The organism is Flavobacterium pisciphilum (assembly GCF_020905345.1).
Taxonomy (GTDB): domain Bacteria; phylum Bacteroidota; class Bacteroidia; order Flavobacteriales; family Flavobacteriaceae; genus Flavobacterium; species Flavobacterium pisciphilum.
In genome coordinates, this window is record NZ_JAJJMO010000001.1 from 4,907,861 (window position 1) to 4,932,175 (window position 24,315).

At 33.6% G+C, this 24,315-nt stretch carries 22 protein-coding genes; 9 read left to right on the top strand and 13 right to left on the bottom strand.

Annotated features, from left to right (window positions below; genetic code table 11):
* Window positions 1-5 precede the first annotated feature (5 nt).
* From LNQ49_RS20915 to LNQ49_RS20930, 4 genes are all read right to left on the bottom strand, one after another.
* On the bottom strand, window positions 6-1,466 hold the full coding sequence (locus tag LNQ49_RS20915) for a DUF3945 domain-containing protein (protein WP_003002367.1): 1,461 nt from the start codon (window positions 1,464-1,466) through the stop codon (window positions 6-8).
* A gap of 85 nt (window positions 1,467-1,551) precedes the next feature.
* On the bottom strand, window positions 1,552-1,860 hold the full coding sequence (locus LNQ49_RS20920; RefSeq protein ID WP_002978404.1) for a helix-turn-helix domain-containing protein: 309 nt from the start codon (window positions 1,858-1,860) through the stop codon (window positions 1,552-1,554).
* Between the two features lie 12 nt (window positions 1,861-1,872).
* A complete protein-coding gene (locus LNQ49_RS20925) occupies window positions 1,873-2,226 on the bottom strand; it encodes a helix-turn-helix domain-containing protein (RefSeq protein WP_024566644.1) in 354 nt (117 codons plus the stop codon).
* 250 nt (window positions 2,227-2,476) lie between these two features.
* Entirely contained in the window at window positions 2,477-3,322 is an 846-nt protein-coding gene (locus LNQ49_RS20930; protein WP_003002362.1) for an RteC domain-containing protein, read from the bottom strand.
* Window positions 3,323-3,765: 443 nt separating this feature from the next.
* On the opposite strand from LNQ49_RS20930, the gene LNQ49_RS20935 reads away from it, so the two are divergent.
* The 3 genes from LNQ49_RS20935 (at window position 3,766) to LNQ49_RS20945 (ending at window position 6,012) form a co-directional block, all read left to right on the top strand.
* Window positions 3,766-4,614 (top strand): NAD(P)H-hydrate dehydratase, encoded by an 849-nt coding sequence (locus LNQ49_RS20935; RefSeq protein WP_229990887.1) that lies wholly within the window; start codon window positions 3,766-3,768, stop codon window positions 4,612-4,614.
* Between the two features lie 242 nt (window positions 4,615-4,856).
* Window positions 4,857-5,639 (top strand): HipA family kinase, encoded by a 783-nt coding sequence (locus LNQ49_RS20940; RefSeq protein ID WP_229990888.1) that lies wholly within the window; start codon window positions 4,857-4,859, stop codon window positions 5,637-5,639.
* Window positions 5,629-6,012, top strand: a complete 384-nt coding sequence (locus LNQ49_RS20945; protein ID WP_229990889.1) for a DUF3037 domain-containing protein — start codon at window positions 5,629-5,631, stop codon at window positions 6,010-6,012. Before LNQ49_RS20940 ends, LNQ49_RS20945 begins: the two co-directional genes overlap by 11 nt.
* A gap of 378 nt (window positions 6,013-6,390) precedes the next feature.
* Here LNQ49_RS20945 and LNQ49_RS20950 read toward each other — a convergent pair whose 3' ends face one another.
* The 9 genes from LNQ49_RS20950 to thrA all read right to left on the bottom strand — a co-directional run bounded on the left by LNQ49_RS20950 (window position 6,391) and on the right by thrA (window position 16,526).
* Window positions 6,391-6,939 (bottom strand): HutD family protein, encoded by a 549-nt coding sequence (locus tag LNQ49_RS20950; protein ID WP_229990890.1) that lies wholly within the window; start codon window positions 6,937-6,939, stop codon window positions 6,391-6,393.
* A gap of 191 nt (window positions 6,940-7,130) precedes the next feature.
* Entirely contained in the window at window positions 7,131-7,637 is a 507-nt protein-coding gene (locus LNQ49_RS20955; RefSeq protein ID WP_229990891.1) for a GNAT family N-acetyltransferase, read from the bottom strand.
* Between the two features lie 186 nt (window positions 7,638-7,823).
* On the bottom strand, window positions 7,824-8,876 hold the full coding sequence (locus LNQ49_RS20960) for a serine hydrolase domain-containing protein (protein WP_229990892.1): 1,053 nt from the start codon (window positions 8,874-8,876) through the stop codon (window positions 7,824-7,826).
* Window positions 8,877-9,141: 265 nt separating this feature from the next.
* Window positions 9,142-9,633 carry a hypothetical protein gene (locus LNQ49_RS20965; protein ID WP_229990893.1) on the bottom strand — a complete coding sequence of 164 codons (492 nt, stop codon included), beginning with the start codon at window positions 9,631-9,633 and terminating at the stop codon, window positions 9,142-9,144.
* A 182-nt stretch (window positions 9,634-9,815) separates the two neighbouring features.
* A complete protein-coding gene (locus LNQ49_RS20970; protein ID WP_229990894.1) occupies window positions 9,816-10,640 on the bottom strand; it encodes a hypothetical protein in 825 nt (274 codons plus the stop codon).
* Window positions 10,641-10,762: 122 nt separating this feature from the next.
* A complete protein-coding gene (locus LNQ49_RS20975; RefSeq protein WP_229990895.1) occupies window positions 10,763-11,215 on the bottom strand; it encodes a hypothetical protein in 453 nt (150 codons plus the stop codon).
* Window positions 11,216-11,349: 134 nt separating this feature from the next.
* Complete coding sequence (thrC, locus tag LNQ49_RS20980) at window positions 11,350-12,639, bottom strand: threonine synthase (protein ID WP_229990896.1); 1,290 nt, start codon at window positions 12,637-12,639, stop codon at window positions 11,350-11,352.
* A 363-nt stretch (window positions 12,640-13,002) separates the two neighbouring features.
* Window positions 13,003-13,938, bottom strand: coding sequence for a homoserine kinase (locus LNQ49_RS20985; protein WP_229990897.1), 936 nt, complete (start codon window positions 13,936-13,938; stop codon window positions 13,003-13,005).
* 140 nt (window positions 13,939-14,078) lie between these two features.
* Window positions 14,079-16,526, bottom strand: a complete 2,448-nt coding sequence (thrA, locus tag LNQ49_RS20990) for a bifunctional aspartate kinase/homoserine dehydrogenase I (protein ID WP_229990898.1) — start codon at window positions 16,524-16,526, stop codon at window positions 14,079-14,081.
* Between the two features lie 698 nt (window positions 16,527-17,224).
* Between thrA and hutH the strand changes: the two genes are divergently transcribed.
* From hutH to LNQ49_RS21020, 6 genes are all read left to right on the top strand, one after another.
* A complete protein-coding gene (hutH, locus tag LNQ49_RS20995; RefSeq protein ID WP_229990899.1) occupies window positions 17,225-18,739 on the top strand; it encodes a histidine ammonia-lyase in 1,515 nt (504 codons plus the stop codon).
* Between the two features lie 48 nt (window positions 18,740-18,787).
* Window positions 18,788-19,432, top strand: a complete 645-nt coding sequence (locus tag LNQ49_RS21000; protein ID WP_173966668.1) for a DUF47 domain-containing protein — start codon at window positions 18,788-18,790, stop codon at window positions 19,430-19,432.
* A gap of 34 nt (window positions 19,433-19,466) precedes the next feature.
* A complete protein-coding gene (locus LNQ49_RS21005) occupies window positions 19,467-20,807 on the top strand; it encodes an inorganic phosphate transporter (protein ID WP_229990900.1) in 1,341 nt (446 codons plus the stop codon).
* Between the two features lie 311 nt (window positions 20,808-21,118).
* The gene (locus tag LNQ49_RS21010) at window positions 21,119-22,123 is read left to right on the top strand and encodes a GlxA family transcriptional regulator (protein ID WP_229990901.1); all 1,005 of its coding nucleotides are present in this window, start codon (window positions 21,119-21,121) and stop codon (window positions 22,121-22,123) included.
* Window positions 22,124-22,168: 45 nt separating this feature from the next.
* Window positions 22,169-22,801: a DJ-1/PfpI family protein gene (locus LNQ49_RS21015; RefSeq protein WP_229990902.1), complete on the top strand. Its 633-nt coding sequence runs from the start codon at window positions 22,169-22,171 to the stop codon at window positions 22,799-22,801.
* Window positions 22,802-22,940: 139 nt separating this feature from the next.
* Window positions 22,941-24,305, top strand: coding sequence for an SMI1/KNR4 family protein (locus LNQ49_RS21020; RefSeq protein WP_229990903.1), 1,365 nt, complete (start codon window positions 22,941-22,943; stop codon window positions 24,303-24,305).
* Window positions 24,306-24,315: the final 10 nt, after the last annotated feature.

Sequence of the window (24,315 nt, forward strand, 5' to 3'; positions counted from 1 at the left end):
CTGTATTACATTTTTCTGCCTTTGGATTTTGCAGGCTTGTTATCCTGTTGCTCCTGCTGCTTCTCGTTTTTCGGTCTTTGCTGCCCGGACTTCAAAGGCTCTTGGACGTTCTTGGTCGCTTCGTTGGTTTTACCCTCAGAATTGACGGCAGTCTGCGTTTTATGGCTTTCAGCAGGTTCCACTCTTGCTTTATATTGACCTGGAAACTCAAAATTGGTCTTTCCGGTATCTTTGTCGAACGTGATATAACCCTTATACGGTTGGTCTTTTTTATCTTTCAGTTCAACGTATATGGTTTGTCCGGCTTTGAACTTATTGTACTGCTCATCATCCAGTTCTTTGCCCCTGAAAGTTCTTGGAGCTTCTTGCGGTTGGCTTTGCTGATTGCTTTGTTGAGTGTTCTGTTGGTTCGTTTGCGCCTGCTGATTGTTGTTGCCTCTGTCAAACAGGAACTCAACATACCGTTTGTCAGCATTGAATTGTACAGTTGCCGAAAACTCCGTTCCTTTCGAGGAAATCATACCCTCTAAATAGAGCGGTTTGCCCTCCATCAGCGTTTGTTTTTGTTCGTCATTCAGCTTTACGCCCTTAATTTCATCGGGAATTTTTATAAACTCCGTGCGCAGTGCAACCACGTCATTGGTCAGCCTGTCAATACTGATAATGGACGGCATCAGGTCGCCTGTTTTGGAGTTTACCAAATTGACGACACGCCCCATATTACCCGTTTCGAGCAGGTTTTTCTTGTCTTCGTCCGTAAACTTGTGACCGAAAAACTCAAAGTGGAGGTTAGGCTCTCTTTTGATACCGTGTATTGCCACGATAACATTGCCGTCTTCCGCTTGCTGTAAAGACAGGCGGGCATCCGTACGGAGGATAGAGCCACCGAGGTTGATACCTATCGGTAAAAGCTCATTGGTTTTGTAACCTCGTAACAAAGGGTCGAGCAGGTTTCTTTTTTCAAGATACTCTTTGCTTAATCCGAGGTTTTTCATTGTGTCCCAATCAATCTGCTCCGGCTTGTAGCGATATTCGCTTGTTTCCGTTGTTGTTTGTGCTGTTGCCATATTATTTTGATTTTCTTGTTTTTTATCGGGTTGAGGTTCGGTTTTTACCTCGTGTTCTTTCAGCACTTTTTCGCCCTGTGGAGTGGGCTTATCTACGTGCTTTTGTAATTCCTCTGCTTTTTCAGCAGCAACCGGGGCAGGTACTTTGAAGAAAGTAAAGTTTGTGGGGTTCTTTAACTGGCTGAAAAAATTGGAAAAGAAGTTGGAAAAGAAATCGCCGCTTTTATCCACACGCATAAACTGGTTTTGATTTTTCTTCGTGGGGTCAACGGTTTCCATTTTCCCGTTTTCGTCTATACTCTTTACTGCCTGGATTTTCATTTTCTCTTTATCCAGTACGAGTAAGATGTCCGAAAGCTGTTCGGGCATTTCTTGTTTATTAGTTGTTTCTTCGCTCATAATCTGAAAATTTTAAAATTTCACGGTCGAATGTAAAGTGAGCCTTCACTGATTTGCTTTATGTGGCACTCAAAGGCAGCATTTGTCACTTATTGGCATCCAGTTTCGGCAAAGGCGGGTTAAAACTTTCCCTGATGAACTGATGCACATCGGACAGTTTGTAATACAGTTTTCCGCTAATGGTATAATAAGGGAGCTTGCCTATGGAGCGATAGCGTTGCAGGGAACGGTTACTGATTTTCAGCATTTGCAATAAGTCCTGATTGTCCAGTAGTTCTTCACCGTCTATGCTGTTGCGCTTCTTTTGCAAATCGTCTATGTGGTTGCCAAGAATGTCCAGCCTATCCATTATGCGTTCCATCCACGCCACAAATTCCATTTTGTCGATATTCATATGGTTACGCTTTTAATTATTACCTGATTTCAGCTTTCTGCCTTTCTCGATATAGCTTTTGCCTTTCGCCATAAGCTGCTCTACATATTCATCGGTGGTCTGCACAGCGTTTGCGTTGAGCATTTCCTTGATAGCACCAATCGTATAGTAATACTGCCCGTACATTTTTGAAAAGGCTATCTGCCCGTTGGTGCGCATACGCCACAACGTTTTTTCGCTGATGTGGAGATACTGGCAGACTTCGTGGTTGTTGAGCCATAAGCTATCGTAGCTTGTATCTTCCAGTTTGAGGATATATTCGCTAATGGCTTTCAACCGTTCGTTGAGGTGCTTCCACACTTCTTCGTCAACTGTTATAATGTTCATTGCACTATTGTTTAATATTCACAGTACAAAATTCAGAAGTGTGGCAGTGTTTGTCTGCCAATGCGTACCCATTGGTTTGGCACTTTTTTTCAAATTTTTTGCAATGAGAAAAACCCTTGTTTAATAAGGGTTTTAGCGTGTTTCGGTTATTTTGTAGTAGCCTTTTGCCCATATATGCCAATTGGCATATATGGGCAAAGAAAAAGCAGTACATTTTGTGTACTGCTTTCAAACACCCGTGCTGATGTTGCTAAAGGTCTTTATCCATATACTCTTCGAGGGAAATTTTGAGCCGGTCTAAAAACACCGTTCGGGAGCCTGCCCTTGTTTTCATTCGGTGGAAAGAATGATGTATATCGTTCAAGGGCGTTCGGAAGAGGATTTGGAAAATCAATGCTAATTTCCTGATGCCTATTTTCCCGTATGCAATAGATTTGGAAACATACAGGGCGTAAATCAATTCTATCAGTGCATTTTGCGAGTTCGTCCACGAAATGTCTTTGTTTCCATCACCGTTTATTGAAATGGTATCGGGATTTTTTTCAGGGTTTATTTTGGTAAGCAAGAAAGTATAAAGTAATTCATTGGCTATAATATGGGCAACTTTGTTATCGTAATAAGTAGAAAAGCTAAGGTCAATTTCAAATACACTACTTTTTAGACCATCGTGGTAATTGATTTTTCCGAGCCTGAAATAACTGTGGTCACGGTCAGTTCTGCCTGCACGATAGTACCTGTAAAAATCCTCATTGGATATGCTTTCCTTGTATTCGGATTTCAGAATTTTCAGTTGGTTTTCAAAATAACTTTGGTGTATTCTCCCTGCACTTACGGGGCAGGTAGTTTCAATGCGGAATACCTTATTGTAATAAATAAGTTTTCCTAAAATCTGCGGTTTGATGTTCTTGAAAAAATTGATTTCCTGCTGCTCATCCTTAAATCCGGTTTGTAAGGCTTTCATCTTTATAGTAAAGAGCATTTCCTTTAGGAATAAGGTCATTTGGTAAGCCTCATCCGCAGTTTGCATCATTTGAGAAGACAGTTTATCTTCCTGATGCTGAATTTCCGATAGTATTTTGTTCAACACGATTTCCATAGTTTTGACGTTTAGATATTGGGACTATTAGTTTCAGAATAACATCTACTTTGATTTGCCAAAACTTGGAAATAATATGTAAATCATTATCACATAGTGTCCCCATATTGGGAAAGATTTATTTTCAACTGGGTTTTTTACGAATATTTAAAAACGGAAAAAGGGTTAAGTATGCTACGACTTAACCCTTTTTTTATTAAATTTGCAGTAATGATTTACAAGGTAATCAAATGAAAGCGAGTGCAGTAAGCACCATTACTAAATCGTTACCGATAGCACTTTCGGTTCTTGTAAACTACTCTTTATTAGCCACTTTGGGCTATATTAATCTTTTTCAGTAAAAAACATAAAGGATATCACTACTATCAGGGCTATTGGACACAGGAGGCATTAGTCATTTTAGAATCATAGTTTTTTGTAATTTTAATAAAAATAACAACTCAATGAAAACTGCAATTGCAATAACTAAAGCCGAGATTCAAAAAATCTACAAACCTATAGACTCCCATACGCACAAAGGAATACAAGGACATGCGGCTCTTGTTGCAGGAAGTTACGGAAAGATAGGAGCAGTAGTTTTAGCATCCAAAGCCTGCATCAAATCAGGTTGCGGACTCGTAACAGCATATATTCCAAAATGTGGTTATGAAATCATTCAATCTACAATTCCCGAAGTAATGGTAGTGACAACCATTCATGAAAAATACATTTCCGAAATCATCTTAGAGATAGAGGCACAAGCCATAGGAATTGGTCCAGGAATAGGGCAGGAGGACATCACACAAAAGGCTTTTTATGAATTCCTAAAAACAAACCAAACCCCTTTAGTTATTGATGCCGATGCATTGAATATTTTATCACAAAATAAAACATGGCTTAATTTGCTTCAACCAAGGACAATACTCACACCGCATCCAAAAGAATTAGAACGCTTAATAGGAAGTTGGAACTCCAATCAAGAGAAATTTGAAAAAACGATTGAATTCTCTAAACAATATGGAGTAATCGTAGTTATGAAAGGGGCACCAACGCATATTGTAAATGAAGACGACATTTATCAAAACACTACAGGAAATGCTGCATTAGCAACAGCAGGGAGTGGTGATGTCTTAACCGGAATACTCACAAGCTTACTTGCTCAAGGATATCAATCGATTCAAGCAGCTCAATTAGGAGTGTACGTACATGGTTTAACTGCCGATATTGCATTGCCTGAAACAGGTTATCAATCATTCATAGCATCTGACATTATAGCCAATTTAGGAAAAGCCTTTTTATTACTAGAGAGGTAAGATGTGAAAAAGTAAAATGTGAAGAAGTAAGATATACAGAAACAAGAGCTAGAAAAGTAAAAAGAAACTTGTATTAATAATCTGCAAAATCTCCCAAATCTGCGTGAAACAAAAACAACCAAATCTAAAGCCCCGCAGTTTTAGAACCTACGGTTCTAAAAAATCTAAAAATCTAAAAATCTAAGATGTCTAATATTCTAACCATCTAAATTAGTAAGTTTGTATTCCAGTAAAAGCTGACTATGAAAAACAAACTAGATCTAAGAACGGTAAACGTAACGCGATATATAAGTCCGTTACGCGAAGGCGGTTCATTACCCGCTTTGGCCGAAGCAGATGATGATTTTAAATACGTCCTAAAATTTAAAGGAGCAGGACATGGTGTAAAAGCCCTAATTGCCGAATTAATAGGAGGAGAAATTGCCAATGCATTAAAACTTCAAATTCCCGAATTAGTATTTGCTAACCTAGATGAAGCTTTTGGTAGAACAGAAGCCGATGAAGAGATTCAGGATTTATTGCAGGGAAGTCAAGGACTTAATCTAGCATTGCATTTTTTGTCAGGTGCTATTACTTTTGATCCTGTTGTAACAGAAGTAACTCCTAAGCTGGCTTCACAAATTGTTTGGCTGGATGCTTTTATCACCAATGTAGATCGTACGTTTAGAAATACTAATATGCTAATTTGGCATAAAGAATTATGGCTAATAGATCATGGCGCATGTTTGTATTTTCATCATTCTTGGAACAATTGGGAGCAACATGCCAAGAGTCCTTTTGCACTGATAAAAGATCATGTGTTATTACCGCAAGCAGCGCTTTTAAAAGAAGTGGATTCAGAATATAAAGCAGTTTTAACTACCGAATTATTACAGGAAATCGTAGCACTTATTCCAGACGAATGGCTTAATTGGGAAGATACCGATGAAACGCCAGAAGGATTGCGAAATGTATATTTGCAATTTTTACAAACACGATTAAATCATTCTGAAATTTTTGTAAAAGAAGCCGAAAATGCAAGATAGTCACTTATATGAATATGCCGTAATTCGTGTGGTACCTAGAGTCGAACGCGAAGAATTCCTAAACATAGGTATCATATTATTTTGCAAAAGAGCCAAATTTATAAAAGTATTGTACCATATAAATGATGCTAAAATTCAAGCACTTTCGTCAGATTTTGATATCGAACAACTGCATTGCAATTTAACCTCGTTACAAAAAATAGCTATTGGAGCAAAAGATGGAGGACCAATCGGACAAATGGATATACCAGAGCGCTTTCGTTGGTTAACAGCAATTCGCAGCTCGGCAATTCAAACTTCGAGACCTCATCCGGGTTTATGTCAGGATTTAGATAAAACCATTCAAAGGTTATTTGAAGAATTAGTTCTTTAGAAAAAGAGGCTCAAAGGCTCAAAGAAGGAGAGTTGTAAAGGTTCAACAGTTTTGTGAATAGAGGTTCAAAGTTACAGAGACTCAAAGGTTCAAAAGGGTTCTTTTAATGTCTAAAAAAGAGAAACAATATAGTAAACTTTGCGACTCTGCGTCTTTGCGAGATAATACTTTTGCGAACTTAGCGTAAACCCTTGCGGACTTAACTGTTAAGTTTTTTAGTTTCAGGTTTCGATTTTTCATTTAAAACAACTTTGCATCCCTTGCGTAAATCTTTGCGCTCTTTTAAACCTTAAATCCTCTTCTCTAATAGAATAAACACAAAGAGTTCTTCTACAATAGCAACAGGGATGAATTAATTTTTTTCTATACGGGATTAGATTAAAAATCCAATATTCCAGAGAGGCATTCATTAGAAAAATGAAGCATTATGTTTTCTTTTTTTTGATTTTCAATAACTAATAAATCATAAGGTTTTAGATCGTATGACTTCTCATTAATTTTAATAGCAGTTGTATGTAAAGAGAATAAAATTATTATTTGAGCATTATAATTCTGATTACTGTTCGTTACTTCCAGTTTGTGATGGCGTATTTTTTCAGAAACCATCCAATTAAAATCAATACCTTTTGTATAAGAAGTCACTTCATCATTAGAATTAAATTCCATGATTTCATATTTCTTATATGTTTTTTTTTCTTTGTTTACCTCAACATGCAAGCAATTATCAAGCATAACCAAATATCGGTAATAGCCCTTGAACTTTGTAAACTCTGAAGGCTCTTCCTCTATTGTAGCACTGCTTATTCTGAATGCAAAATCTCTATCGGCATAGTTTGCTGTTTCTGGATATATTATATATTCATATGTCAATCCACCACTCCAAATAGAGGCTTTACTATCTTTTTTAGGTAAAAGGCGTATATTCATTTTTTATTGTTTTTAATAAGAAATCAAAAGTGCTATTCTTTCAATGATTATTATATAAAGTTACAGAGGTTCAAAGGAACAAAGGTTTTGATATAGACTTAATGTCTTCGTGAGAATTTCTATTTCACCAGTAAATAAACAATAGCGTCCTTAGCGGTTAAACCTGAAACCTGAAACCTGAAACGAAAAACTTAAACCTTTTTCTCTAATACAATAAATTCCAAAGGCTCTTTAGAAATGGTAACATGAACATCACTCTCAGGAAAAGGCTCTCTTTTGCCAGTATCTACATAACCATTACGTTTGTACCATGCAAGGAGTTCTTCACGCACAGATATTACAGTCATTACAATTTTTGGTAAACCTAATGATTTAGCATACACTTCGGCTTCTTGTAGTAACTTTTTACCAATACCACTATTTTGTAACTCAGGCGAAACGGTAAGCATCCCTAAATAGAGTTTATCTTCTTTCTCTACTAATAAAACAGAGCCAATAATTTGGTTGTTTTCTGTGAATTTCAAGAAAGTATTTTTCTTGTCTTCCATGGTTTCAGTTAGTTCCTCTTCTGTAGTTCTTTTCCCTTCTAGTAAGTTGGCTTCGGTAGTCCATCCTTTTTTAGACGATTCGCCACGATAAGCTGAGTTTATTAATGCATTTAATGCTGGAATATCTTGTAATGTTGCTTTTGTAATCATGTGAGGTTTATAATCTTGAAATTGATTTTCAAAGATAAATAAAAGCTACAAATTTATACTTGTAGCTTTTATTTAATAGATTAGTTTGTAATAATATTGATTCAATAGGAATGATAGTGCTTTGTTTATAAAATCAAAGTTTTATCTTTTTGATTTATATAGGATTAAGAATTTTTGCTCTATATTTTATTTACTCAACAAATTACTTTCAAGGACTATTTTTCTTATTTCAGATTCAAAATAATAAGTAATATCAAAATTTTCAAAAGTTTGATTTTCTAATACAACAATGCTGGTATTGGTTTCAGGGTAAAACAAATTAACAGAAACAAACCCTTGCTCGGATACAACTCCTGTATGACCAAATTCTTTAATTTTAGATTCATCGTTTACTCGAATACCATATCCATATCCAATTTCTTTTTTACCAAATACATCATGTTGGTCTTTAATGTTGTAGGAGGTCATTCGGCTGTAGGTAGCTTCGTTTAAAAGCTTACCATTATGCAACAAGTAATTCCAAAGAGTTAAATCTTTAACAGTACTCACAAGTCCTGCTGCTGGAATTCGTTCTTTAGGAATAACAACACCTTGAATTTCTTTGGTTGTTTTATCTTTAAAATATTCACGACCGTTTACAACCTCTTTTTGATTAGATGCATTAGGAAAGAAACTATCTTTCATTTTGTTTACTTTGAACAACTCGGTTACGACAGCTTCGTATGTTTTATTGGTTACTCTTTCTATAATTTGACCTAACAAAATATAATTCAAATCGGTATATTTAAATTGAGTTCCAACAGGAAAGAGTGTTGGTTTTTCAAGATCAACAATGCCCGAAGTATGATTTAATAGATTTTCGACTGTAACGGTACTTGTCCAAGGTTGCTTTAAGTTTGGTAAATATTTTTTTATGGGAGTATTTAAAACAATTTTTCCTTTTTCTACTTCTCGAAGAATCAAAACGGCAGTTATCTGCTTGCTATTGGATAAAATAACAAAATGATGATCTAATTTAAGAGGTGTTTTTTTTGTGTAATCAGAGTAGCCATACGCTTTCGAGTACTTAGTTTTTCCGTTTTGAGAGATTAGTATAGCGCCATTAAACGGTCGAACGGAAGTTGTTTGAATTAAACTATCAATTCTGGCAGTATAATTGTCTTTGACTTGAGCCAAAACTGTCTGTTTAAAAGCGAAAAGGAATAATAGAATTAAGAAAAACTTAGGTTTGATTTTCATAGAATTATAATAGGTTTTTGGTGTTTTATAGCTAAAAAAAGCAAAACAAAAATACTATTATATTTGTTAAATTTGGATTTGACCAAGAATAAAAATCTATTTCAAAAAGTTTTAAATTTTCTATTTGTTTGAATTAGTAATATGAAGCATAATTTTAATTTACCTGTTAGCTTCTGTGCTCACAAAGCATATTATTGTGTAGCATTTATTGTGTATAACCTTTACGGGCACAGATTACAAATCTATACGGTGCGGATTAATTATTTTATAATCCTCCCAAATATTTTATTGGGTCTGTAAGAAAAGCAGTTGCATTTGAAGCTTTAATACTTGTTACGAGATTTTCTATTTTGGGTTTATGAATTTCTCCTTTTAAATCAATTAAAACTAATTTATTTGCTTGACAAATTTCTAAAATTGGAATTAGAAAGTTTGTAATATTTGATGAATCCCTTAAGTCAACTCTAAATTGAAATTCCTCAATTCTAGTTTTATCGTCATTCAAACAAATGCTACTGTCATTATCTTCATTATTAACATCAGATTTCCAACACATACAAGTCTCGTCACCCCAACTAGCTCTTGTTATAATTTGATCCATTTTAGATATGATAGAAGAAACATCTCCATCGAAATGTATCCAGTAAGATTCTGTTTCGGGTAGGTATTTAGTTTTGTTATTCTTGAAAATACATTGGTAATCAACTTCGATTGATTTCTCAGGAACAACAATTAAAAGATATTGCCAAATTGCCATGTTTTACTTTAGGTTTAATTACATATAATAGATTACACTTTCGTAGGTACATCTAAGTTATTATAAATTAATGATTTTTTAAATATATAGAAAAAGCCGCAAATTACAAGAACAAAACCTCTGCAATCTGTGGCTTTTAAAGTTTTATTATCAGTGGTAAGTAGGATGCTTGTACTTGTGATTTAATTAATATACTTACCAAAATGGATTTCTAATGCTTCGTTATTGTATTTGTCTTCTCCACGCCAGTGTTCAATAAAAACCCAATCATGTTTTCCTTTTCCCGGTCTATCATAAGATTTTGGTTTGAGAACTCCGATACACGCCAATATTTCTATTAAAGTTTTTCTTTCTTCCTTTGTAGATTTAATAACTGTAGCTAAGTTTTTCTCTAAAGCGCTTGGATAATCATTTGGTAGAGAGTTTCCTATAATAGTTAAAATGTTTTTAAATATCTCAATATCCTCGTTCGTTGGATTTGGAATGTCTGCTATATGTAATTGCTGAAGATCAAATAATGTGTAAACAAGTTTGCCATGACGGACTCCGCCCCATTTAATCCTTTCGAAATTTAAAACGTTAAGATCGATATTCTTATAAAATTCATCTCCTATTATTCCGTATTTTAAATCTCTACAAGTTCCACAAGTATAATCTGTAGAGATAATTACTCCATTAGAGTATCCATTTCCAGATACTGCTTTTTCGTATTTATGATTCGTTAATTGTTTGGCAATAAAATAGGAAGCTAACCCAGAACGCCAATCCAATCTTCTGCTGGAAAGACTACTTAAAAATGCTTTAGCTACTTTCTCTTTGGTTATTTCTGGAAGTATTTGGAATATTTGATCCAAACATTGGTCATGTGAAATTGTTAAAGGATCAAACATCAAGCCTTTTGATTTAGCATATTCTAAATCAGTTGAATTTGTTATTCGTTCATGATCATTAATCCAACCATTTTTCCAATAAGTACCAAATAATATCCTTTTTGCTTTTTTATCCATAATTTTTATTTTTAGGCCAATATTTAATTAACCAAATATATAATTATAGTTTATTTATCTCACAAAAATGGTAGAATTTAAAAGCTACAAATCATAAGAACAAAATTTCCATAATATGCTTTTCATGATACAATCGAATTTGGATTCTCATTTATTTTATCTAAAAAAAGTTCAAAATTCCAATACTCATCTTTAATTTTATATATAATTTGTTTTCCTGATTCATAGACTATTATTTTCCATATTCTTCTTTCGTTGATGTTAAGGTGAGTTTTGATAACTTCGCTGATAGTAGAAAGACTATGTTTAATTACTGGCTTATCGTATTTAATGATGTATAAATTATCTTTATCAAAATAGAAAACAGAATTTGTTTCTATATATTTTTCTAAGCCAAACAAAAAGGGTGCTGGAGCAGATATTCGAGTTAATTTCCATAAATCTAGATTCGTTCTTTTTTTAAAATCGATTTCTCTTAGTTTTGTAAAATACTCATTTACTGATTGGATTTTTTTGTAACTAAGCAATAAAATAATAATTAAAGTAAAAAGAATAAAGACAATATTTACAGGCATATTTATTTTGAGTTATATTTTGTATAGAAATTTAATAATCAAACTTAAGGAACTTATTGAAAATTTTAAAGCCACAAATTACAAGAATAAAATCTTATAATGGGTGGCTTTAAAGTTTTATTGTCAGAAGTAATTTACCCTAAGAAACTCTTCAATTCCTCATAAGTTCCAATCTTAGCACTTACTTTTTCTTTATCTATAACACTTTCTATTTGTGTCGGGATTGGAAGTGTAATTTCCAATGCAGGTTCAACTACATCAAGGAACTTAATAGGGTGAGCTGTTTCTAAGAAAACACCAATTGAATTTTTATGTCTTTGTAATTCTTTCTTCAAACCTAGATAGCCAACAGCACCATGCGGTTCAGCTATGTAACCATCGGTTTTATAGATTTGTTTCATGGCTTCTAGCGTTTCTTCATCAGTATAACTGTAAGATGAGAAGTCTTTTTCGAAAGCCTTTAAATCATTATTATATAATTCTTGGATTCTAATAAAGTTACTTGGGTTTCCAACATCCATTGCGTTAGATATAGTTGCTTTAGAAGGTTTTGGATCGTATTTTCCGCTTTCTAAGAACCTAGGAACGGTATCATTTACATTGGTAGACGCTACAAAATGTTCAATTGGCAAACCTAATTTTTTAGCCATAATTCCAGCGCAGATATTCCCGAAATTTCCACTTGGGCAAGAGAAAATCAACGGTTTGTTCTGATTTTTCAAGGCTTTGTAGGCAAAGAAGAAGTAAAACATTTGTGGCAACCAACGAGCAATATTAATAGAGTTTGCTGAGGTTAGATTTTTATGTGCTAATGATTCATCTAAAAACGCTCTTTTTACCATATCCTGACAATCATCAAAAACACCATTAACTTCTAGTGCTTTGATGTTTTGTCCCAAAGTAGTTAATTGTTTTTCTTGAATGTCGCTTACTTTCCCCGATGGATATAAAATGACAACATCAACACCGTCAACACCAAGGAATCCACTAGCAACTGCACCACCGGTATCTCCTGAGGTAGCTACCAAAACCGTGTTTTTAGCGTCTTTTTTGTCTTTATTAAAGTAAGCCAAGCAACGAGACATAAATCGCGCACCAACATCTTTAAAAGCCATTGTAGGACCGTGAAATAATTCTAGTGAATAAATTCCGTCTTCGACTTTGACTACTGGAAAATCAAAACACAAGGTTTCAGCAATGATTTCTTTTAAAACAGTTTCTGGAATTTCATCACCTACAAATTGTTTGATGGCTTCAAAAGCAATGTGTTCATGACTTAAGTTTTCGATTGAATCAAAAAAAGAAGGGTCTAAAGCTGTAATGTTATCTGGGAAATATAATCCTTTATCACTAGCTAATCCTTGTATTACAGCTTCCTGAAAAGAAACTTCTGGGGCATTATGGTTTAAACTATAGTATTTCATTGTTTATTTATTTAACCGCAAAGAACGCAAGGAATGGATTTCTATTGAAAACGCAGAGATTGCAAAGCTTTGTGGTGCTATTTTTTTTATTTTGATTTATAATTGTTTTTGTCATTTCGACGTAAGGAGAAATCGCACTCGAAACTCGATAACAGTGCGTCATTACTTGTGTGATTTCTCGTTCCTCGAAATCACAAACTTTGTGTTAATACTTTGTGCGGACTTCGACTTCGCTTACTCTGACAAACGTTATTTCAGTACTTAATTAGTATGTTATTTGAACACGAATTTCACCGATTTTCACTAATTATTTGTGTTTAAATTATTGCACAAACCAATTTGTGTAAATTCGTGAAATTCGTGTTATATAATTCTAACTCCATCAGGATTAATTTTCGAAACGTGAATTTCATACGGTAAATTGATACTGTCATAAACCTCGCTCATAGCTTTGGCAATCTTTACAGCAGTTTCTTTTCCTTTGCTTAAAGCAAAAATAGAAGGGCCAGAACCAGAGATTCCAGAGCCTAGCGCACCATTTTCGATTGCTGCTTGTTTGATTAAATCAAAACCAGGAATTAATACACTTCGTAAGGGTTCGACGATTTCATCATGAAGCGAACGCCCAATTAAATCGTAATCTTTGGTATATAAACCAGCGATCAATCCACCTACATTTCCCCATTGCATAATGGCGCTTTTTAGGGAAACTGTTTGTTTTAATACCGAACGCGCATCCGATGTTTTTAGCTCAATTTGAGGATGTACAACCGTAGCATATAATTCTTCAGGACTGTCAATTTTTATAATATCAAGCGGGCTATAGCTTCTTACCAATGTAAAACCACCCAAAAGGGCAGGAGCAACGTTATCGGCATGAGCATTTCCACTAGCTAGTTTTTCGCCTTGCATAGCAAATTGAACCAAATCTTTTCTAGAATAGGGTCTTTCTAATAACTCATTGATTCCGAAAACTGCCCCAGCTGAACTTGCAGCGCTACTTCCGATACCACTTCCAGCTTTGATGTTTTTATAAATTTCAATTTCAAATCCGATAGTTATCGGATCAAAATCTCTTTGATATGCTTCAAGCATTGCCAATGTAGCAACTCCAGCTACATTTTTCTCAGTTTCTAAAGGTAAATCGGCACCTACAATTTTCGTGATGCGAACTCCTTTTTGATCTGATTTGCGAACAATCATTTCGTCACCCGCAGTTTCTAAACATAGTCCAAGAACATCAAATCCACACGAGAGATTGGCAATTGTTGCTGGACAAAATAGTTTTATTTCTTTCATTTTTTTTCTAGTTGCTAAGTTGCTAAGATTCTTAGTTTCTAAGATTTTACAACTCTATGATTTTATAAGGTTCTGAGTTATTGAGTTTCTAAGCTTTTTAACTTAGCTCCTTAGCAACTCAGAACCTTAGTGTCCCTTTTTTAGTTATTCCCAATTCTAATTACATCTGCAAAAATCCCTGAAGCGGTAACTGCTGCTCCGGCACCAGCACCTTTTATAAGCAATGGTTGGTCAACGTAACGATCGGTGTAAAACAATACGATATTATCTTTTCCTTCTAGGTTATAGAACGGATGGTCTTTTGGAATAAACTGCAATCCTACGCTTGCTTTTCCGTTTTCGAATTGTGCTACATATTTTAATCTAGAGTCTTTGCTTAATGCTTCATCATAGATTGCCTTAAAATGAGGAGCATGTTTTGTTAGCGATGCAAAAAAGTCTTCATTATTAGTTGTAGCAAGCGATTCTGCAGGCATGAAAGATTCGTTTTCAATAGCATCGATATCCATTTCATAACCACTTTCACGAATCAGAATCAGAATTTTGCGAGCTACATCTATTCCGCTCAAGTCAATTTTAGGATCCGGTTCTGTAAAACCTTGTACTCCGGCTTCTTTTACAACATCATGGAAGGAATTTTTCTCATCAAAATTATTAAAGATGAAGTTTAAACTTCCTGATAGTACAGCTTGTATTTTGTGTACTTCATCGCCAGAAGCAATTAAGTTTTTTACAGTATCTATAATCGGTAATCCTGCACCAACATTAGTTTCGAATAAAAACGGAGCATTAAACTGACGTGATAAACTTTTTAGCTTTTTATAATTACCATATTCAGATGAACAAGCAATTTTGTTGCAAGTAACCACCGCAATACTTTGTTTTAAAAACTCTTCATAGGTTTCAGATACGCTTGCATTTGCAGTAATATCAACAAAAATACTATTACGCAAATTCAGGTCTTTAGCACGGGCAATAAAAGTGTCTTTATTGGCTACTTCTCCGTTTTCAAGAGCCGATTGCCATTCTTTAAGAGAAATACCATCTTCATCAAAAAACATTTTTCTTGAATTAGATAAAGCAATAACGCGAACATTTATCTTTAGGTTTTCTTTCAAAAACTTTTTTTGATTATGAATTTGCTCGATGAATTTTTCGCCTACGTTACCAACTCCCATTACAAATAGGTTAAGTTGTTTGGTGTTTTCTTCAAAGAAGTTTTCGTGTAATGTGTTCAGCGCTTTTTTTACATCACGCTCATTAATTACAACAGAGATGTTTCTTTCAGATGCACCTTGTGCAATAGCACGAATATTCACATTATTTTTACCTAGTGTACTAAACATTCTTCCACTTAAACCTTGATGGTTTTTCATGTTTTCGCCTACTAAAGCAATGATGCAAAGGTTTTTCTCAACGATGCAAGGATCAACTTTATTTTGAATAATTTCTACTTCAAACGCACCATTGATTGCTTGCTCAGCATTTTCAGCATCAGCATTTAGTATACCAATACAAATAGAATGCTCAGACGAAGCTTGAGTTATAAAAATAACATTGATGCTCTCATTAGATAAAACTTCAAAAAGTCGCTTAGAAGAACCAGAAACGCCAATCATTCCAGGCCCTTCAAGAGTTATCAATGAGATATTATCTATATGGCTAATTCCTTTTACGATAGTATCTTTAGATGAAACTTGATTTGAAATGTAAGTTCCTACTGACTCAGGTTCAAAAGTGTTCTTGATTAAAATAGGAATATCTTTTCTTAAAACAGGCTGAATTGTAGGTGGATATAAAACTTTGGCACCAAAGTGTGACAACTCCATCGCTTCTTGATAAGAAATAGTTACAATTGGTTGTGCTTGTTTTACAATTTTAGGATTAGCTGTGTACATACCGTTTACATCAGTCCAGATCTCAAGTGCTTTAGCATCAAGTGCACCTGCCAGAATTGCTGCAGAATAATCAGATCCACCACGACCTAATGTAGTAATGATTCCGTCAAGAGAGGAAGCAATAAAACCAGGCATGATAACAACTTGAGATTTGTTTTCAGAAAAATAATCGCGTATTAATTGGTTTGTAACTTCAAAATTTACGGCTGCTTTTCCAAAGTGATTGTTGGTTTTAATAAGTTCGCGACTGTCTTTATAACCACTATTTTTATTAGTTTGTTTTAAAGCCTCGGCAATAATGTAAGAAGAAAGTAATTCTCCAAAACTAAGGATAGTATCAGCAGTTCTGTTAGATAATTCACCTAATAAGAAGCAACCATCAAGTAATGTTTCAAGGTGATTTATGATTCTTTTTACGTGGCTTAGTAAGCTACTTTGTTCACTAACAGGAATTAGGGCTTTTAAAGTGTCTAAGTGTTTTTTTTCTATTTCGGCAAGTATATCTTTAAAACTTTCGTCGTTAGAAGCAGCTTTTGCGGCGGCAGCCTGAAGTAAATCAGTTACTTTGCTTAAAGCCGAAACAACAACTATTAACTGATCCTGTTCTGCTTTTTGGTTTACAATTTCTAAAACTCGTTTTATATTTTCTGCATTGGCGACCGAAGTTCCACCAAATTTTAATATTTTCATTGTGTGTGTATTATTTTTATAAATGCAAGTGTTTATACGTATTCAATGCCTTTCTTCTTTGCAAGAAAAAAAGTATGGATAACTGGATTATATGTAAAAATGTATACCCCTAAGGGGTAGTAGTAATTGTAGAAGTTGTTGTAGCAGTAATTGCAACCCAGTTTTGAGTTGTTATCGAAGAGTGATATTTTATACTGTTATCTTTCATATTTGATTTTCCAAATGTACACGTTTTTATAAACAGCAAAAAATTTAATCGGATTTTTACGAATATTTTAATAATTAGTATGACAATATTCCAATACTGATTATTTGCTAAAATTTGAAGCATCAAAATGGGTTATTCATATATTTATCTCAAATTAAGGGAGTTATTTTTTAAAATGAGAACGAGATTTTTATATAATTAAGATAGTGATTTGTATTCGGACTATTAGAGTTATGTTTTTTGGTTTGTTTTTTAGATAGAATTTATTTTAAAAATTTGTAGGATATGTTTTATGTATTTAAAAAGAATTACACCCTATGATTGCTAGTGTTAAGCTATGCATTGAGAGATAGAAATTACTTTTTACGAAAGTATGATATGTGTATTCAGGGCAATATATCGATATCGTATTTTAAATTATTAGCAAAAAAGGTTGCTTTTTAATATTGATTTGTTGAATTTTGACAATTGACATTCAAATACAAATAAAATGAGCAACATCCATTATATCAGTACAGAGTTACTGAGTTTAGAGCAATTACAAGAGATTATCGTAGAACAAAAAACATTAGAGCTATCTGATGAAGCTAAAGTTAATGTTCAAAAGTGCAGAGAGTATTTAGATAAAAAAATGGAATCACATTCTGAGCCAATTTATGGAATCAATACAGGATTTGGATCACTTTGTAATGTGAAAATTTCAAATGAAAATTTATCTAAGCTTCAAGAGAATCTTGTGAAATCTCATGCTTGTGGAACAGGTGAGGAGGTACCACAAGAAATTGTTAAGTTAATGTTGTTGCTTAAGATACAATCATTAAGTTATGGTCATTCGGCAATACAATTGGTAACATTAGAGCGTTTGGTTTCTTTTTATAACAATGATGTTTTACCAGTTGTGTATACGCAAGGTTCACTTGGAGCATCTGGAGATTTAGCACCATTGGCACATCTATCATTACCATTATTAGGTGAAGGAGAAGTATATTTTGAAGGGAAGAAAGTACATTCAAGTGAAGTTTTAAAACACTTTAGCTGGGAGCCAATTATCTTAAAATCTAAAGAAGGATTAGCATTATTAAACGGTACACAATTTATGAGTGCTTATGGAGCTCATATTTTAATGAAAGCTTATAAGTTTTCTTATTTAGCGGATTTAATAGGAGCAATTTCTTTAGAAGGTTTTGATGGTAGAATCGAACCATTTAATGAATTAATTCATTTTATTCGTCCTCATAAAGGACAAATTGTTACCGCACAACGCATCAAAGACTTATTGGAAGGAAGTGAAATTATTGAACAAGTAAAAACACATGTTCAGGATCCATATTCATTCCGTTGTATGCCACAAGTTCATGGAGCTTCAAAGGATGCAATTGATTATGTGAGAAAGGTATTTAAGATAGAGATAAATTCAGTTACTGATAATCCTAATATATTTATTGAAAGTGATCAGATCATTTCAGGAGGAAATTTCCACGGACAACCTTTAGCATTAGCTTTAGATTTTATGGCAATTGCTTTGGCTGAATTAGGGAGTATTTCAGAGAGAAGAACTTATCAGTTAATTTCGGGATTGCGTAATCTTCCTGCATTTTTAGTAGACAATCCAGGATTAAATTCAGGACTGATGATTCCACAATATACAGCAGCAAGTATTGCAAGTCAAAACAAACAATTAGCAACACCAGCTAGTGTGGATAGTATTGTTTCAAGTAATGGACAAGAAGATCATGTGAGTATGGGAGCTAATGGAGCTACAAAAGCATTGCGTGTTATGGATAATTTAGAGCGTATTTTGGCTATCGAATTATTAAATGCTTCACAGGCAATAGCATATAGAAAACCTTTAAAATCTAGTGACTTTATAGAAATGTTTTTAAGTAGCTACCGTGAGGTAGTGCCACTGGTTACTGAGGATAGAATCCTACATTATGACATCGAAAAGACAATTTCATTTTTGAATAGTTTTCAAATTGAAAATGATTTGTTAACAATGGCTTAACATAACGAAAGAATAATGAAGTAATTTTGCAGTATTAAAAATATAAAAATGTCAATAAACAGTATTTTCCAATTTTTAGTGCCGAAAGATAAAAAGTTCTTTCCACTTTTTGAAGAAGCATCAAGCAATCTAATTGAATTAGCTTCTAATTTACACGAAGCAGTAAATCTTCCTTTGAAAGAAAGAGAAGTACTTTTTCAAAAGATAGATGAATTGGAACAAAAAGGCGAGGATATTACTCGTCAGACAAATTTGGAGTTAAGCAGAAACTTCATTACTCCATTCGATAGAGAAGATATTCACACGTTGATTACTTCTATTGATAATGTAGCTGATTATTTGCATGGTGCTGCAAGTAGAATGAGATTGTATCAAGTTGATAAGATTACAAAATCGATCAGAAAAATGACCGAAATCAACCTTGAGGCATGTCAGAATATTGATAGTGCAGTAAAAGAATTGAGAAATTTGCAAAATTTCAAAGTTATTAAAGACGCATGTGCTAGAATTAATAAACTAGAGAACAAGTCGGATAATGTTTATAACAAAGCAGTTTTTGAAATTTTTGAAAACGAAACAGACGCTAAAAATATTATTAAATATAAAGAAGTGTTATCTGTTTTAGAATCTGCAACAGATAAATGTAAGAGTGTTGCAAACATACTAGAATCTATTTCTGTAAAACATTCTTAAATTCAATTCAATTTCATTCTGAAGTTATAATTTTATGACGCTACTTATAATTATTATAGTATTAGCTTTAATTTTTGATTACATCAACGGTTTTCATGATGCGGCAAATGCTATAGCTACAGTTGTTGCGACAAAAGTATTGACGCCTTTTCAGGCCGTGCTTTGGGCAGCATTTTTTAACTTTTTGGCTTACTGGGTTTTCGGTTTTGGAGTAGCAGATACTGTTGCTAAAACGGCAAATACCATGCAAATCGATCTTGTTGTTATCTTAGCAGGGGTTATCGCTGCTATTTGTTGGAATTTATTGACTTGGTGGTTTGGAATTCCTTCAAGTTCATCACATACATTAATTGGAGGTTTTGCTGGTGCTGCTATTGCTCACGCAATTGCTGTACACGGTTTCTCAGGTTATGTAGGAGAAGATGGTACTACACAATATTGGTATGATATCGTAAGCTGGTACAAGGCAGGAAAAGATGGAGGAATGCCCTCGGGAGTCCTCATAATTGTTGCTTTTATTGTTTTGGCACCGCTGTTAGGAGCATTAGCCTCTTATCTAATTTCTATTTGGTTATTAAACTCTTCTAAGAAAAGTATTTTACCAAAATTGTTTACAATTGCTTTAATGATCTTTACAGGTGTTTTCATATATTATCAAATGATTCCTTATGAAAAAATTATAGAAAACGGTGGGCAACCTCGTTTTGAATCATCTGTTTTTTGGAGCGTTGTATTAGAATCGCATAATATTAAATGGTTCTTGGTAGGGTTTATTATATATTCTATCTCAGCATTTGCTTTGATATTTAGTAGTTTAAATCTACATCAAGCAGATAGCGCATTGAAAAAAATGCAATTACTATCTTCAGCTGCTTTTAGTTTAGGTCACGGTGGTAACGATTCTCAAAAAGTAATGGGTATTATTGCAGCAGCAGTTGCAGTTTATATTCATGCAAATCCAGGTATTCACATGGATGAATGGTTAGATGTGGTTCTTCCATCAGATGATGGAGCATTCAAGATGCCAGCTTGGATTCCTTTAGCTTGTTATTCTGCAATTGCTGCAGGAACATTAAGTGGAGGATGGAAAATTGTGAAAACAATGGGATCTAAAATTACTAAGGTAACTTCATTTGAAGGTGTAGCTGCAGAAACTGCAGGAGCATTAACATTATACTTTACAGAGCACTTTAAAGTGCCAGTAAGTACAACACATACAATTACAGGTTCTATCATCGGAGTTGGATTAACAAAACGTGTATCTGCAGTTCGTTGGGGTGTAACAGTAAGTTTATTGTGGGCTTGGGTATTAACAATTCCTGTTTCAGCACTTTTAGCTGCGATAATATATTATGCACTTAGTATTTTTATTTAAAAGTAAAAAGATATTTGTAAAATGTGAGATTTAAAAATCGCATTTAAAATCTATAAAAAAAAAGCTAGTTTCTTTACTGAAACTAGCTTTTTTTGTTTGTTGAATGTTTTTTACTGCCTAAATTTTATTTTCTATTATTAATATGTTGATTTAAAAAGATTAACCTTTCTGAAGCTTTAATAATATAAAAGACAATTTAATGGTTATTGTCTTGTTTTTTTAGAAGTTTTCATTCGTGTTAATTACAAGGATGGCATAAATTAAGGTGAAATTGGCATTTACGCCAAATCTGAAGTTTATACCTTTGAATTATGGAAAAAAAACTGATAGTTATTGTTGCAATACCCGATATGCTTATTCTGGATCTTGCAGGTCCTATGGATGCATTTCGCCTTGCAAAACATCTGATTGAAGAACAGGATAAGCAAATTAAATCTTTTAATTATGATGTTGTAATTGCATCACCTACGGACGAATTATATTTAGGTAATTTTAATGGTTTAAACTTTAGTTGTGATAAGAAAGTTGTTGACATTGTTGAGCCAATTGATACCCTTATTATTAGTGGATTTTCCTTTAAAACTCCACCACAGGATTATCTGATTTTTCAGGAATGGTTACAGAAAAATGCATACAAAATCCGTCGTGTTTGTTCCGTTTGTGTTGGAGCATTTTTATTAGCAGGATCAGGATTGTTGAATGGTAAACATGCAACTACACACTGGATGTATTGCGACTTACTAAAAAAGAAGTATCCCTTAATTCAGGTAGAATCGAAACCTATTTATATACAACAAAATTCAATATATACAGCTGCGGGTGCATCAACTGGTATTGATTTGTGTTTGGCTTTAATTGAAGAAGATTGTGGAAAGGAAATAAGTCTTTCTATAGCAAAAATATTAGTTATGTATTTACAAAGACATGGTAATCAGAGTCAGTATAGTAACTTTCTCTTACAGCCTGTGGTAGATAGTATGATTATTAAAAAACTTCATTTCTGGATATTAGAAAATTTAAATAAGCCGATAACTGTTCAAAATTTGGCTGAAAAAGCAGCTATGAGCCTGCGTAATTTTAATAGAGTCTTTACTGCCGAAACGGGAATTACTCCTGCTAAATACGTAGAAAAAGTACGATTAGAAACGGCAAAAAAATATTTAGAAGAAACAGATCATGAACTAAAAAATATAGCACATCTGGTAGGATTTGTATCAATAGATACTATGAGAGGAGTATTTATGAAACATTATCAGATTTCTCCCGCTGTTTATCGCATACAGTTTCAGAAATCAGACTTTAATCTGCTATTATAAAACCGTAGCGTTAAAAATATAGAATAATAATTAAAATCATTTAAAATGGAATCAAAAAAATTTCCACAATTCAACGAAAAAAAAATAATAAAAGTCGCGTTTCTAGTATTTGATCAAGTTGAAGCACTTGATCTGAATGGTCCTATAGATGTATTTGCCAAAGCTAATTTTTTTGGTAACAGATTTGAGCTCTATAGTGTTTCCCCAAATGAAAGTTTGGTATATTCTGAAGGTAATATCCTTCAAATTAAAGCTACTTATAATTTTTCTAATGCTCCACAGGCTGACATTATAGTGATTCCCGGGGCAGAACCATCTTTAGCAAAGCAGATTGGAGATAGTAATATTGAGATTGCCGAATGGATTAAAAGCCAACATAAGGCGGCTGCATTGATATTCTCAGTTTGTACAGGCTCCGTGATTCTTGCTGCAACTGGAATATTGGATAATAAAAAAGCAACTACTCATTTTGGAGCAATGCAGTATTTAAAGATGCATGAAAGTATTGAGATTGTTGAAAATGTACGATACGTCTTAGATGATGAAGTACTCACCACTGCAGGAATCACTTCGGGATTAGACGGAACATTATATGTGATTGAAGAAATATTAGGTAAGGAAATTGCTGATAATGTTTCGAAAATACTGGTTTACAATCGCGATGCGGTTTATGAATAATTAAATATAAATTTATTAAATGAAAGCTACAGGAGTAAAAAATCTTGTAGCTTTTTTGTTTGTTGAAATAATTTGTGCAAAAACTAAAATAGAGTACATTTATTTAATTCTAAAATAGAACTAAAGAATAAAGATTGTAATGGAAGTATCAAATGATATGTTCGGGATAGAACAAATAGAAAGAATTAAAAATAAGTTAGTTGAGGCGAAGAGTGTCGATAAAGACCTAAAAGTATTCGGTGCAGAAAGTCATAAATATATTTTAGGAGAAGTTGTAAGTGGTGATGCTATTTTAAAATTTGAGACCGAATACAAGGTGAAACTTCCTAATTGCTATAAAGCGTTTTTAATGAATATTGGAAATGGAGGTGTGTCATTTTTATCTTCGGCAGCAGGGCCTTTTTATGGGATTTACCCACTAGGAGAAGGGGTTAATGATTTAATTGATGAAAATACTAAAGATTACTTAAAAGGAGACTGTGTGTTGTATCCTAAAATGATTGATGCCTATTGGGAAAATCTCACGGAAAAGATTGAAGAAGAAACAATCTCAGATGAAGATTATAGTATTGAATTAGGAAAAATATATGGAGGTGTACTACCAATTGGCACGCAGGGTTGTTCTAATTGTCATGCAATTGTTTTAAATGGTGAGTTTAAAGGTAGAGTTGTTAATATCAATAGTGAAAGATATAAGCCTCAATTTACTTTTGAATTAAACTTTTTGGATTGGTATGAAAGATGGTTAGATGAGGTGATTTCTGGTGATTCAACAGGAGTATTTGGGTATAGAATGGGTGGGCAGGTATTGGATATTTTAGAAACCTACTTTTCGGCTACTGACAATGAAACTAGAAAAGATTGTTTGGCGGGCATTTTAAATAAACAAAAGCTAGACTCAACTATATTAGATATAATTGAAGATGAATTTAGAGCTAGTGATGTTGAGGTACAAACGGAGTTATTACAAATACTAACCAAATCTGATTACGAAAGAGCCTATCCTTATTTAGTTGATTTTGCAGAGGTAAGCTTATTAGATGTCTTGCAATTTGTGTTTTGGTATGCAAAAGAAAATAGTACAGACTGGCTTGCTGTTATCGAATCGAAGATTGAATCAATAAATGATGAAGAAACATTTACATTCTGTGTTTATTTATTAGAAGAAATGAATATCGATTTCGGCTATCTTATAGTTCCTTTTGTTAAAAACGATAATGAGGAAATACGAGTAACAACCTATTATATGCTTGGGCAATTAAGCAATAAAAATAGTTATATCGATACTTTTATCATAGGATTGAATGATAGCTCAAACAGAGTTCTTCATGCAACTCTGCAAGCTTTAAATGGAGTAGAAGACAAGAGGCTTTTGAAGTATTATAAAAGTATTGCCGAGAGATTTCCAAAAGAGAAGGATTATATTTTGGTGAATCTTAATCACAGACTTAAACCGTTTGGTTTAACAAATAAGACTATTAAAGATTTAGCTATAGATGCTTAAATTAATTTAT

Coding starts and splice junctions, on each gene's coding strand:
- LNQ49_RS20915 (WP_003002367.1), bottom strand. CDS start 1,466: ATGAGCGAAGAAACAACTAATAAACAAGAAATGCCCGAACAGCTTTCG.
- LNQ49_RS20920 (WP_002978404.1), bottom strand. CDS start 1,860: ATGAATATCGACAAAATGGAATTTGTGGCGTGGATGGAACGCATAATG.
- LNQ49_RS20925 (WP_024566644.1), bottom strand. CDS start 2,226: ATGAACATTATAACAGTTGACGAAGAAGTGTGGAAGCACCTCAACGAA.
- LNQ49_RS20930 (WP_003002362.1), bottom strand. CDS start 3,322: ATGGAAATCGTGTTGAACAAAATACTATCGGAAATTCAGCATCAGGAA.
- LNQ49_RS20935 (WP_229990887.1), top strand. CDS start 3,766: ATGAAAACTGCAATTGCAATAACTAAAGCCGAGATTCAAAAAATCTAC.
- LNQ49_RS20940 (WP_229990888.1), top strand. CDS start 4,857: ATGAAAAACAAACTAGATCTAAGAACGGTAAACGTAACGCGATATATA.
- LNQ49_RS20945 (WP_229990889.1), top strand. CDS start 5,629: ATGCAAGATAGTCACTTATATGAATATGCCGTAATTCGTGTGGTACCT.
- LNQ49_RS20950 (WP_229990890.1), bottom strand. CDS start 6,939: ATGAATATACGCCTTTTACCTAAAAAAGATAGTAAAGCCTCTATTTGG.
- LNQ49_RS20955 (WP_229990891.1), bottom strand. CDS start 7,637: ATGATTACAAAAGCAACATTACAAGATATTCCAGCATTAAATGCATTA.
- LNQ49_RS20960 (WP_229990892.1), bottom strand. CDS start 8,876: ATGAAAATCAAACCTAAGTTTTTCTTAATTCTATTATTCCTTTTCGCT.
- LNQ49_RS20965 (WP_229990893.1), bottom strand. CDS start 9,633: ATGGCAATTTGGCAATATCTTTTAATTGTTGTTCCTGAGAAATCAATC.
- LNQ49_RS20970 (WP_229990894.1), bottom strand. CDS start 10,640: ATGGATAAAAAAGCAAAAAGGATATTATTTGGTACTTATTGGAAAAAT.
- LNQ49_RS20975 (WP_229990895.1), bottom strand. CDS start 11,215: ATGCCTGTAAATATTGTCTTTATTCTTTTTACTTTAATTATTATTTTA.
- thrC (WP_229990896.1), bottom strand. CDS start 12,639: ATGAAATACTATAGTTTAAACCATAATGCCCCAGAAGTTTCTTTTCAG.
- LNQ49_RS20985 (WP_229990897.1), bottom strand. CDS start 13,938: ATGAAAGAAATAAAACTATTTTGTCCAGCAACAATTGCCAATCTCTCG.
- thrA (WP_229990898.1), bottom strand. CDS start 16,526: ATGAAAATATTAAAATTTGGTGGAACTTCGGTCGCCAATGCAGAAAAT.
- hutH (WP_229990899.1), top strand. CDS start 17,225: ATGAGCAACATCCATTATATCAGTACAGAGTTACTGAGTTTAGAGCAA.
- LNQ49_RS21000 (WP_173966668.1), top strand. CDS start 18,788: ATGTCAATAAACAGTATTTTCCAATTTTTAGTGCCGAAAGATAAAAAG.
- LNQ49_RS21005 (WP_229990900.1), top strand. CDS start 19,467: ATGACGCTACTTATAATTATTATAGTATTAGCTTTAATTTTTGATTAC.
- LNQ49_RS21010 (WP_229990901.1), top strand. CDS start 21,119: ATGGAAAAAAAACTGATAGTTATTGTTGCAATACCCGATATGCTTATT.
- LNQ49_RS21015 (WP_229990902.1), top strand. CDS start 22,169: ATGGAATCAAAAAAATTTCCACAATTCAACGAAAAAAAAATAATAAAA.
- LNQ49_RS21020 (WP_229990903.1), top strand. CDS start 22,941: ATGGAAGTATCAAATGATATGTTCGGGATAGAACAAATAGAAAGAATT.